Below are 11,903 nucleotides of genomic sequence, written 5' to 3'. Positions count from 1 at the left end.
CTCCGGATCAGTCGTTCCTTGGGCGGGCGTCGAGGGCGGCTGCCTCCTCCGGGGTGGGGGCCGTGCCGCCGAGGTGGGCGGGCAGCCACCAGCGGTCGTCCTCGCCCGCGGGCTGGTCGGGGTAGCCGGCCTGCAGGTCGTCCAGAATCGCCGACATGCGGGTGCGGAGGTCCTGGGTGAGGGCGTCGAAATCGTCGTCCGGGCCGGGCTGGAACGGTTCACCGGCGTGGATGTGGATCGGCACGTGGCGCTTGGTGAGCGTGCGCGGCCGGCTCTTCGTCCACAGCCGCTGGGTGCCCCACAGCGACATCGGCACGACCGGCACGCCCGCGTCGGCGGCCATCCGGACCGCGCCGGACTTGATCGGCTTGACGGTGAAGGAGCGGCTGATGGTCGCTTCGGGGAACACGCCGACGACCTCGCCCGCGCGCAGCCGCCGGACCGCCTCGTCGTAGGAGCCCTTGCCCGCGGCGCGGTCCACCGGGATGTGGTGCATGCCGCGCATGAGCGGGCCGGCGATCCGGTTGTCGAAGATCTGCTTCTTCGCCATGAACCGCACCAGCCGTTTGGCCGGCTGCGCACCGAGGCCGCAGAAGATGAAGTCCAGGTAGCTGACGTGGTTGCACGCGATCACCGCGCCGCCCTCGCGCGGGATGTGCTCGGTTCCCGTCACGCGCAGCCGGTTGTCCAGCACGCGGAACATGGTCTTGGCCGCCAGTACGACGGGCGGATACACGATCTCAGCCACGGAGTCAGGCTACGCAACCGTGATTTCGCGCAGGCCCACCTGGGTCCGCCGTCACATTTTCCCTGATCGCCGTCGAGTTCGGTCGCGGTGGAGGTCACGATCGGTAGTGGCGCGTGTCCGCTCCGGACAGGTGGAGCGCAACGACGGAGGCACGCATCCCGGCCAGGGCGAGCTCCGATGCGCCCCCCCCGGCGCTCAGGTGCCGGCGGGCAGGCGCCGTTCCGTGGCCACCAAGGCCGGAGCGGGGCGATCGTGATGATTCCCGGCGTACGTCCGCGGGACCTGGAGCTTTTCGCGCCGCGGCGGCACTTCGCGTCGCCAGGGGCCCGCCGAGGCGAAACGGCCGCCGCGTCCCTCACGGCGGAGGGGCGCGGCGGCCGTCGGCGAGCTCGGGCGGGTCAGGCCGCCTGCTGCTCCTTCTGCTTCTTCTTCTCCTGGTCCTTCTTGTGGCCCTTGTAGCCCGCCTGGATCGAGACCCAGACGACCAGCGCCAGCGTGATGTAGAGGGCGTAGTCGTCGATCATCAGCACGAAGTCGACGGCGTGCTGCCCCACCCCGTAGCCGAGGCCCGCGACCAGGCCCGCGATCAGCGCGGCGCCGACCGCGTCGAAGATCAGGAACGACACCAGGCCCATCCCGCTCAACCCGGCCACGGCGAACACGGCGGGGGCGGGGATGCCGGGCAGCGCGGCGACGATGAGCACCAGCGGCATCGCCCAGCGCGGCCAGGACTGGACGCGCGCGACGAACCGCTTGCCGAACTCGCCCGGCGCCCACAGCTCGATGATCTTCGCTCCCCACCGGCGTCCGGCGAGCCAGAACAGCCAGTCGAACTTGATCATGCCGAACACGCCCGCCGCGACGACCAGCCACAGGTCGACCTCTCCGACGCGGGCGAACGCCGCACCGGCGCCGATCGCCGAGAGGCTGCCGGTGACCGCGCTCAGCGCGAGCGGGTGCGAGGCGATCAGGAACGGCCGGAACGGCATCGACGCCATCATCAGCACCACGACGCCGAAAGTGGCGAACACCAGGACCTTGTCGCCGCGCGACATCGGGTGGTCCCACGGCATCTGGTCGCGGAACGCCTGCCGGGCCTCTTCCAGCTCCTCCGGCGTGTAGTCCTTGCTGCGCCAGCGGAACCGCTTCTTCTTCTCCGCCGGAGCGTCCGGTCGGGTCTCCGCGGCGTCGCCCCCCGACGCGGGCGCGGGCGACGCGCCGTGGGGCTCGTCCCCGGTCGGCACGCGCAGGAAGGGGGCGGTGTCGCCCTCCCCGATCTCCTGCTGCTTCCGGCCTGCACCAGTCATGTCTCTCCTTCTTGCTTCCAGTACCCCCTCGATGCGGCGAGGAGCTCGTTCGACCTGCGCGAGGCGGTCGGCCGAACGACCTGAACGCCTCATCTGGAAGCAGTTTCGACTATGCCGCAGCGGCATGGACAAGCGACTTCCGCGCCCGAATGCGGTGTCGCCGGTCACACTCGCGGTCGCGTGGCTCATCGGGCCGAGCGCGGGCGGCGGACATCGCCACCCGTCTCGCCCGCGCCGTCGCCGCAGCACGATCGGCGACGCGGTCCCGGCTCCCGGCATCGGAGGGGCGGCCACGAGGGATCCTGCGTGTCGTGCAGGAGGTCTTTTCCTGCGGCTTTCCCGCCGTCCGGGGGAAATATCAAAGTCGTCCTATGTGGATCAACTTCGGGAACGCCGCGGAGATGGGCGGTGCGGCGGTGGACGGCGGTCGCCGCTCGTGGGGGTGGGCTTCTTTGCGCGGTTCTGATCTTACCGGTATGTTGCGTGGCATGGTTCTGGACGAGAGCGCCGTTCTCACCCACCTGCGCCGTGGTGTGCTGGAGTACTGCATCCTCGCGATGATCGATGTGGAGCCCCTGTACGGCCTCGACATCGCGCGCAGGCTCGGCGCGCACGACGTCCTGCTGCAGAGCGAGGGGACGCTTTACCCGCTGCTCGCCCGCCTCCGGCGGCAGGGGCTCGTGGAAACCAGCCAAGTGAAGTCCACGACCGGCCCACCGCGCCGCTACTACGCGCTCACCGCGGAGGGCAGAACGGCGTTGGAGAACTTCCGTTCCACCTGGCCTGCCTTCCGCAGCGCCGTCGATTCCGCCATGACAGGAGAACGATCGTGACCAAGACCCACGCCCGCGTGCACATCTACCTGGAGGAGCTCAACGACCGGTTGCGGCACGCGCCCGCTTCCGTTCGCCGGGACGTGATCGCCGGAGTGCACGAGCACTTCGACGCGAGCGTGGCCCCGGACGCGGACTCCGCGGCCGTCGACGACGCGTTCGCGCGGATGGGCACGCCCGAGCAGGTCGCCGCGGCGGCGGGCGTCGAGCCCGGGGGCGCGCAGTCCGCCAGGCTGGGATCCGTGCTCGCCGCCGCGCTGGCCTGCGCCATGCTGGCGGGCGCGGCGGCGCTCACCTTCCTCGTGGGCGGCCTCATCGGGTTGTCGGCCGGGTTCGACGAGAACCCCGATTGGGAGATCTCCGGCGCCACGGCGGCGGCGTCCTTCGTGCTCTCGTTCGGCGCCTGGGCCGGTGGTTCCGCGCTCGCGGCCTTCAACCGGTCCTGGTCGAAGCGGCAGAAGGCGTTGCTGATCGCCTCCTGGCCCGTCGCCTTCCTCATCTCCGAACTCTGCCTGCTGCCCACCGGCTCCAACTTCGAGCTCAACATCGCCGCGTTCATCGTCCACGGCATCGTCGGGCTGCTCTACGTCGTCGCCATCGCCAAGCTCTGGTTCGCGACGCGGGACTGACGAGATGTCTACCTGATCCGGCGGAGACTCGAAGATCTCGCACCATTCGAGCGGTGCGGCAGTCGATTTTCTTAACAGGCAGCACACCGACCGTGTCACCGCCTTCACGGTGAGCGTGATGTAGCCGTCGGGCATCAACAATGACAGTCGGTGAATTGACTCGTCAGAATGGGTGACGTGTCACTGTTTTGCGGGAGGTAGCACAGCGTCGCCGTAGCCTGGAGATCGTGGACGATCACGAAGAGGCACCCGAATTCGGGACTTCGGAATCCGGGGCCGATCCGTGGTCGGCATTTCTCCCCGGCCAGGAATTCGTGCCCACCTATCTGACATCGCGGTTCGCGGCACAATACCGCGTGATCGTCGAGGTGCTGCTGGCCCGGCAGGACACCAGCTTGACCGGCCTGTCGTTCGACGAGGTGACCACCGGGGTCCGCGCCCGGCTCACCGAACGCGTGCCCGCGGAAGCGGTTGACCGCCTGATGTCCCCCGACGTGCTGCATCTCGACACGCGCATGGACAGCCTGGTGCAGTGGCAGGTGGTGACCCGTTGGCAGGAGCCGGCTCGCACCGGGGAGGACTTCCTCCGGCGGCGAGATCGCTACCAGCTCACCCCGCGAGCAGCTGCGCTGCACGCCTTCTGGTCGTCCACCGATGACGCGGAGGAAGCGGCAGGCGATCTCACGCTGGCCCCGCGTGCCATCCACGAACGCCTGTCCGCTTTTGCCGAGTCGGTCCAGCAGGCCCGGTACATCACTGCGGCGACCGAGTTCCAACAGATCGGCGCCATGCATCAGGCCATGGCCACGGCCGCCCGTGGCTGGCAGCGCACCTTGGCCCACGCTTTGTCCGGCGGCCCGGACGCGGACAAGCAGGACGAGCTGTGGCACACGTTGCGCGCCTACATCGGCATGTGGGGCGAGCAGGTCGACGTGCACAGCCCTCGCATCGCGGGGCTGCTGCACGAGCTGGATCCGTTGCTCACCACCGAGGTGTGGCGGGCGTGCGTTCGCGCATCGGTGGACGGCGATCTGGACGATCAAGACCTGGCCGACCAGATTCAACGGTGGCGGCACACTTGGGAGGCGCTCGGTTCCTGGTTCGGTGGCCCGAACGGTCAGGCGCGCAAGCTGCGACGTCAACTTCGGGACCTGGTCGCTCCGTGGGCTCGGACCATGCGGATCCTGCTCGACACCGGCGGGGCGGTCACCCGGCGGTCGGAACTGCTGACGCTGGCGACGGCCATCGAGCGGGCCCCCGACGACGAATCAGCGTGGCGGATCTGGGACGGCGCGGTAGGTGCGTTCTCGGCCCGGCACTTGCTCTTGGCGGCGGAGTCCGCGGAGGACGACGATTTCGGCTGGTCTCAAGCGCCACCCGCACCGATCACCGCGAGGTTCCGGGAGCACGCGGCGCGTGCCGCCGTCGGCCGACGCTCCAAGATCCCCGACTACTCCCAAGGCAAGAACGCCGCCCGGAGGGCGAGGCTGGCAGCCGAGGCCGCGCGTAACGGCGCGGAGGCCCAGCTCCGGCAGCGCTCCGGAACCCAGCTGGCGAACTGGGGCGAGGTCAGCGACGCCGAACTGGACCTGCTGCTTGAGCTGCTCGGCATGGTCATGCGCGCCCCATCGCACAGCTCGATGACCGGCGACGGTCGATGGCGGATCACCTTGCGCAAGCCGTCATCGCCACACGAGACCACCGCCGTGCGAGCCCCCGCCGGAAGTCTGGTCACGGTGAACTGGCACTTCCAGATGGAGCCCGCGTGAGCCAGAACGAGGTCAATCGGCAACGCGCGTTCACAGCTCTCCTGCGCAACCCCGTGCTTGATCGCCGGGTTCATCCTGAAATCTGGTCCTTGGTCCGGGTCCACCACGGCACACTCAGTGAGTGGTTCTCGAACAGGCTTGGCTACCGGCTGGTCGTCACCGATTCCGCGGCACGCCTGTTCCGGTCGCCGGTCGACGGAACGGTGCTCGCTCCGCGCCGATTCGCGGCTCCCAGCCGGCGTGTCCTGGTGCTGGCGATCCTCGCTGCCGCGGCGGCGGAGGACGCGGAGGACATCACCACGACGCAGGACCTCTCGGACCGGGTTCGGGCGTTGTCCGCTCATGAGAACGTCTCACTCGCCCCGCACGTCCCCGACCAGTTCGCGGAACGGCGGCTGTTCGTCCAAGCGGTCCGTTTGCTGGTCACACTGGGCGCGCTGCGCCCGACCGGTCGTACCGGTGAGGAACAGCACGAAGGATGGACACATCGGCGTGATGCGATCGGCGGCGCCTACGAGGTGAACCGGGAACTGCTGCTGCGCATGGTGGATCCGGTAGCCCTGCGAGCCGCCCTCGGCGAAACCGCGGCGGAAACCTCGCACGACGACGCCACCCGGTTCCGCCTGATGCGCAGGCTGGTGGAGCTTCCGGTGCTGCTGCACGAGGACCTGACCGAAGCCGAACGCACCTACTTCTCCCATCAGCGCCGCCGCCTGCTCGCGTGGTGCGCGGAGATGACCGGGTGGCGGGCGGAGCAGCGCCGCGAGGGGGTGGCGTTGATCAGCGAGGACGAGGCTGACACCGACCTTCCGTTCCCGGCCGTTCGCGCGGCCGACTTCGCCACTTTGATGGTGCTCGACGAACTGGTCCGCACTCACGCCATCGACGCGATCATCACCGAGTCCGCCATCGCTGCCGCCGCGGAAGAAGTGCGGGCGCGTCACCACAAGGCGATGACCAACGAACTTCGGGAGGGAACCGCTCTGGAATCCACGGCACGAGAATTGCTCACCGCGTTGGATCTGCTGCGTCCGGCCGAGAACGGCCCGGGCTGGCGCCTGACCGCCGTGGCGGCCCGCTTCCGCGATCCGAAGATCGTCTCGGTGACCAGGAGGCTGGACGAGGAGGTGATGGGATGACGCCCCCGAGGCGTTCCGGCGAGCAGTGGCTCTCGGCAGCTCTCAGCGGGGGCCTACCGGAACCCGCTCGGCACCGGTGGCAGCCGCTGCGGGTCGGCATCGTCAACCTGTGGGAGTACTCCCAGGACGAATTCTGGTTCGCCGACGGAAGGCTGGTACTGCGCGGCGGAAACGGCGCGGGCAAGACCAAGGTGCTCGAATTGACCACGTTGATGCTGCTGCGTGGTGAGGTCGGCCCGACGGTGCTAGATCCGTTCGGTTCCCAGAGCCGCACGATGCGGTTCAACCTCCTGCCGACGGGTGAACCGGATGACCCGAGGCCGCCTGCCGATTCCAGCTCGGGATACGCGTGGGCCGAGTTCGGCCGGATCGACGAAACCGGGGAACCGCGCTACTTCGTCCTTGGCCTCGGAGTGAGCGCCCGGCGGGGGAGCGGCACCGGAAGCGTCACTACGTGGCACCTGATCACCCCGTTGCGACCTGGCAGCGATCTGCGCCTGTTGGCGGCAGGCCGGCCGATCGATCGGGGTGAGCTCAAGAAGATCACCGGCGTGACCGTGCCCGACGGCGCGAGGTCCTACCGTGCTCAGGTGGCGGCCGAACTGTTCGGGCTTGACCCGGATGCCTACGACAACCTGACCGCGTTGCTCAAGCAGCTGCGCAAACCGAAGCTCGGCGAACGACTCGACCCCACCAGCCTTGCTGAAACGCTCCGCGCGGCGCTGCCGCCGCTGGCGAATGCGGAGGTCGACCAACTCGCACACGGGTGGGAGAACCTGGAAAGATTGCGGGCGGCGGTGGACGAGACCCGGCACGCGGCCAGGCAGCTGGCGGTTTTCGTCCGCACGGGCTGGAAACCGTGGGCGCAGACAGTGGTCCGGCGCCGAGCCGACGCGCTGAGCAGGGCCACCACCGGTCTCGACGACACGACGAAGAAACGACGAGCAGCCGAGAGCTCGCTCGACGCGGCTGCACAGCAGGTCGAGGAACTGGGCCGATGCGTCACGGAAGCCGGGACTGCTCAGCAGCACCACGAAATCGAACTCCGCGAACTGCTGGAAAGCCCGGCTTATCAGGAAGCGGCGGATGCGGTAAGACGGGTCGACGACCTCGGCGTCCAGTTTCGTGCGATGGACGAGCGGTGCACCGCAGCCGAACGCCGTCGTGCCGTGGCCGAGAAGGAGTTGTCCCAGGTGCGCGCGAACGCGGAAGCCGCGGCCGAAAAGGTGCGCACGGCCGACCTGGACGCGGATCGTGCCTCGGACGTGGTCAGGGAGGCCGCACCGCGCGCAGGTCTCCGCGATTCCGCGGACAGGTACCTTCCGCCGCGGGACCTCGCCGCGCTGCTCGTCGATCATTCGAAGCGGCGCGAACGGTTCGCCAGGTTGCGGGAGCTGCACCACGACCACGAACGCGCCGAGCGCGAGGTCGCCACTTCCGCCGGCATCCTCGCTGATCGGGCGGAGATGCTGACCGACGCCGCCGAGGAGCAGGAGGCGGCGTATCGCGAGGTCACCACCACGGTGGACACCCTGCGAGGCGAGATCCGCGAGTGGAACGCTACGGCGACCAGCGCCCGAGCGGACGAGGCCACCGTCGAGGAGTGGTGCGAGCTGGTAGCCGACTTGACCAGCCCTCCCCGCGACGCGGAGCCCAGCCGATCCCCAGCCGCGGAGATCGCCCACCACATCGCCGGAGTCCGGGACCACTACCTCGGCCAGCGCCAGCACAGCGAGCACGAGTTGTCCGCCGTCACCGCCGACCGCGACACCGTCGCCGCGCGACTCGACGAGGTCAGCACCGCCGCGGTGCGCACACCGGAAGCACCGGCCGGATGGCGTCGCCGGGACCGGCCCGCGTCCACGGACGATCAGGGCGCGCCGTTGTGGGAATGTGTGCGGCCCGTCGCCGGGGCCTCGGCCGTGGAAGTCGACATGCTCGAAGCGAGCTTGGCCGCGTCCGGGCTGCTGGATGCCTGGATCCACCCCGACGGCGGGCTGAGTCCGAGCGCGGGAGGCCTTCCCGTCGACACCCTGGTTCTGGGCGGTGCGGAGCGGCCCTCGAACGGCCTGACCGCGGTGCTGGAGCCCACGCCCGTCGGTGGCGTACCGGCTTCGACGATCCGTTCCGTGCTCGCGGCGATCGGCTGGTTCGACACCCGCCCTGCCGACGACGGCCCGGCCGTCTGGCTGGCCGCGGACGGCACGTGGCGGTGCGCCGCGCTGACCGGCCGAGCCGAACCCGTCCAGCCTGCCTCCTACCTGGGCGCGACGGCTCGCGAGGCCGCGCGGAGACGGGAAGAGCAGCGCCTCCGGGCTCGGCTGGCGGAACTCGACTCATCGATTACCGAGTGGACCGAGCGGATCGATGCGATCGACGGCGACTTGCACCGTCTCGCCGGGGAGCGGGACCGCGCTCCACGGGATCGCATGGTCACTGATGCCGTCAGCACCTGGCGGGAGCGTGAGCGTCAGGTGGAGCGGTGCAGGCAGGAGGTCACCCGAGCGGAGGAAACGCACCGGCGCAGCGAGGCCGGCCGGGACCAGGCCTGGGCCACATTCTCCGGCTATGCCAGTGAGCACGCCTTTCCCGTGCGCGATCTCGCCGCGCACGAGGAGGCGTTGCGGGACTACCAGCAAGCGCTGAAAGAACTAAAGCACCGGTTGGAGCTGCTCAGCGTCCACACCGGCGCTCGTTCCCAAGTCGACGAAGAGCTCACCTCGGCGGACACGCGGTTCGAGGACGTCACCGCGGAATTGGAGAAGCTGCGCGGGGAACAAAATCAGATCGGGATCAAGCTTGCTGCGGCGCAGAGGTCGTTGACCACTGACGACAAGGAAAAGCTGGACAGGCGGGGTGTGCTGGACACCGCGTTGGCGAACATCCGTGCGGACCTGGTGAAGCTCAACGCCGACCACAGCGAAGCCAGGGGCGAGATGGCCCGCGCGGAGGAGGTCCTGGACCGGCACGAAGCACACCGAAAGGACGCTGAGCAGCAGCGCGATACCGCACTGGAGTCCTGGTGGGAGGTGTTCGACATCGGCCTCGCCCAGCCGATCGGCTTTGCGGAACCGGAGCGGCGAACCGTGGAATCCGCTCGCGACTCCATGCGTGCTGCGCGCCGGGAATTACCGGAGGCGGCTGATCAGGACCGCCGGTGGCGTGCGTGCCAGGACAAGCTCACCGAGCTCCGGCAGATCCTGCTCCCGGATCGGGACGCCAAGGTGCTGGAATCCGGATCGGCCGGTGCGCCGCCGCGCATCGTCGTGCTGGTGGACAGCGCCTCCGGCTGGCAGCAGCCGACAGCCGCCGAGGCTCTGCTCACCGACCAGGCCCAGGAGCAGGAAGGCTCGTTCGACGCCGAGCAGCAGCGAGTGCTGACGACCTTGCTCGGATCCACCTTCATCGAGCACCTCAAGGACCGGCTGGACTACACCAGGAGGACGTTCACCGACATCAACGACCAGCTGGCCGGCCGTTCCACGCGCTACGGCAGTGCCGTCCGACTGCGGTGGACGGCTGATCCGACGGACCCGGACTCCGGCACGGTGGTCGATGCGCTCTCCCAGGGCTACCAGCAGCTCTCTCCCGCGCGCCAGGACCAGGTGCGGTCCTTCCTCTCCCGCAGGATCGATCGAGCCAGATCGGTCGCCGCGGACACCGGATCGGGAGACTGGCGGGAGCAGCTCTCGGAAGCGCTCGACTACCGGAGCTGGTTGAAGATCTCCCTGGAGTACCAGCCGGGTTCGACTGCCAGGTGGGTTCCCTTCGACGCGGCCAAGCACGGTTCGAAGTCCGGTGGTGAGAAGGTCGTCCTGCTGTCCCATCCACTGTTCGCCGCGGCGGTGGTCGCTTACAACGCCGCCGATGCCCAGGCGCCGCGCTGCGTCTGGCTGGATGAGGCGATGACCGGTGTCGATGAGGAGATCAAGGCGTCCTTCATGGGGCTCACGGTGGATTTCGACCTGGACGTGATGCTGACCGCGCACGACGAGTGGTGCCGGTATTCGACGGTTCCCGCCGTCGCCGTGTACGACCTCGCCCGGCACAAGGGATTCCCCGGCGTTGACTCGATTCCGTACCTGTGGCGCGGCGGCGAATGGACGGCGGTCGCCGTACCGGGTCCGGGCCGGTCGGCCGAGGAGGAGGCGTCGCTGGCCGAAGGTCTCTTCGCCGACGAGGACGAGGAATGACGCCACCTCCCGGCATCACCAAATGGGCGTCCCTGCCCGGTCCGGCGGTGGTGCTCGACGCGGTCCGCACTCGTGCCCGGCGTGGGTACCGCACCGAATCGGGAACGCTTAGCGCGGTGGTCCTCGATGATGAACAGCGCACCCAAGTGGGCCGCATGCTGGGAATCGGCTGGGAGCTGTCCGGGAAACCGGTTCGCCTGCAAGACCTCGCGGCGAGGCTCGCCGAGCACGGCCTCACCGTGCGTGGCCTGGTCGAGGCGCTGGGCGGCACGGAGATCGAACCGGATCGGGTCCGCCGGGAGCGGGAACGGGATGCCGCGGCCGCGGAGCGGGACATCGTCGTCGAGCAGCTCAGCGCTACCGGGGTGACACCGTCCGAGGTGCGGAAGTGGCTCGCCGAAGGCGGTTTGCCCAAGCCTGGCACCGGCGCGCTGACGGCATTGAGCTCGCAGATCGCCAACGTCGTGTCCCGGCTGCGGCCGGGACACGGGAGTATCCGGCTCGCGCGGCTCGCCGCGGACGTCCTGCACGATGCGCACGCGCTGGACTACGACCGGCCGCTGGGCCGTGGGACAGCCCGCTTCCTGGCCTCGATCAAGGGACTCGACCGGCCGCACCGCGCCGGGCGCGCGTGGCGAGCCGCGTGGGCGAGCGCCGGTGTGCTCTGCGACGGCGTCTCCTCTCGTGTGCTGGCCCTGAACCTGCCGATCGGCGGTGAGTCCGCCGCGGCGCGACTGTGCCGCGCCACTCCCGGCGAACCGATCTGGCTGACGCTCCGCTCCCTGGCCGGGCCGTGGACCGCGCGGGCCTGCGAGGTCTTCGTGTGCGAGAACCCGACGGTCACGGAAGCGGCGGCGGACGCGCTGGGCGCGCGGTGTCCGGCGCTGGTCTGCACGGACGGGATCGCCTCCGGCGCCGCGCTGGACCTCATCGCCGGACTCGTCGGATCAGGCTGCACGATCCGCGCGCGAGCGGACTTCGATCGCGCGGGGTTCACGATCGCCGAGCAGGTCCTGGCGGTCGCGCCGCGGGCGGTGCCGTGGCGATTCGATGCGCCGGCCTATGCACGGGCGCGCGCTCTGAGCGTGGATCACCGTCCCGCCGCGGATCTGGAGTCGGCGGTGGCAGGTTTGCGGGAGATCTATGACGGAGAGCTCGTTCCCGTGCACGAGGAGCGATTGCTGGAGCACCTGATCGCGGATCTCTCCACGGCCGCCCAGGATTGTCGCGGCGGTTCGGCATCGCGGTGATCAGCGGGTTCGTCCACCGTGCGCAGACACGCCGA

General features: G+C 69.5%; 8 protein-coding genes. 6 read left to right on the top strand and 2 right to left on the bottom strand.

Annotated elements, in window-relative coordinates; translation table 11 throughout:
- Window positions 1–7 precede the first annotated feature (7 nt).
- The gene (locus OOZ19_RS10525; protein ID WP_266089874.1) at window positions 8–748 is read right to left on the bottom strand and encodes a lysophospholipid acyltransferase family protein; all 741 of its coding nucleotides are present in this window, start codon (window positions 746–748) and stop codon (window positions 8–10) included.
- 398 nt (window positions 749–1,146) lie between these two features.
- On the bottom strand, window positions 1,147–2,055 hold the full coding sequence (locus OOZ19_RS10520) for a DedA family protein (RefSeq protein WP_266089873.1): 909 nt from the start codon (window positions 2,053–2,055) through the stop codon (window positions 1,147–1,149).
- 371 nt (window positions 2,056–2,426) lie between these two features.
- On the opposite strand from OOZ19_RS10520, the gene OOZ19_RS10515 reads away from it, so the two are divergent.
- The 6 genes from OOZ19_RS10515 to OOZ19_RS10490 all read left to right on the top strand — a co-directional run bounded on the left by OOZ19_RS10515 (window position 2,427) and on the right by OOZ19_RS10490 (window position 11,868).
- Window positions 2,427–2,888 carry a PadR family transcriptional regulator gene (locus OOZ19_RS10515; RefSeq protein ID WP_266089872.1) on the top strand — a complete coding sequence of 154 codons (462 nt, stop codon included), beginning with the start codon at window positions 2,427–2,429 and terminating at the stop codon, window positions 2,886–2,888.
- Window positions 2,885–3,517, top strand: a complete 633-nt coding sequence (locus tag OOZ19_RS10510) for an HAAS signaling domain-containing protein (protein WP_266089871.1) — start codon at window positions 2,885–2,887, stop codon at window positions 3,515–3,517. The genes OOZ19_RS10515 and OOZ19_RS10510 overlap by 4 nt, the downstream gene beginning before the upstream one ends.
- A gap of 227 nt (window positions 3,518–3,744) precedes the next feature.
- The gene (locus tag OOZ19_RS10505) at window positions 3,745–5,286 is read left to right on the top strand and encodes a DUF2397 domain-containing protein (protein ID WP_266089870.1); all 1,542 of its coding nucleotides are present in this window, start codon (window positions 3,745–3,747) and stop codon (window positions 5,284–5,286) included.
- On the top strand, window positions 5,175–6,425 hold the full coding sequence (locus OOZ19_RS10500; protein WP_266089869.1) for a DUF2398 family protein: 1,251 nt from the start codon (window positions 5,175–5,177) through the stop codon (window positions 6,423–6,425). Before OOZ19_RS10505 ends, OOZ19_RS10500 begins: the two co-directional genes overlap by 112 nt.
- Window positions 6,422–10,618 carry a TIGR02680 family protein gene (locus OOZ19_RS10495; protein WP_266089868.1) on the top strand — a complete coding sequence of 1,399 codons (4,197 nt, stop codon included), beginning with the start codon at window positions 6,422–6,424 and terminating at the stop codon, window positions 10,616–10,618. Before OOZ19_RS10500 ends, OOZ19_RS10495 begins: the two co-directional genes overlap by 4 nt.
- Complete coding sequence (locus OOZ19_RS10490) at window positions 10,615–11,868, top strand: DUF2399 domain-containing protein (protein WP_266089867.1); 1,254 nt, start codon at window positions 10,615–10,617, stop codon at window positions 11,866–11,868. The genes OOZ19_RS10495 and OOZ19_RS10490 overlap by 4 nt, the downstream gene beginning before the upstream one ends.
- Window positions 11,869–11,903: the final 35 nt, after the last annotated feature.

Origin of the sequence: Saccharopolyspora sp. NFXS83 (genome assembly GCF_026241095.1) — a bacterium.
GTDB lineage: Bacteria > Actinomycetota > Actinomycetes > Mycobacteriales > Pseudonocardiaceae > Saccharopolyspora_C.
Note: the sequence above shows the minus strand (reverse complement) of the source record. Positions and strands in the feature narration are given on the sequence as shown.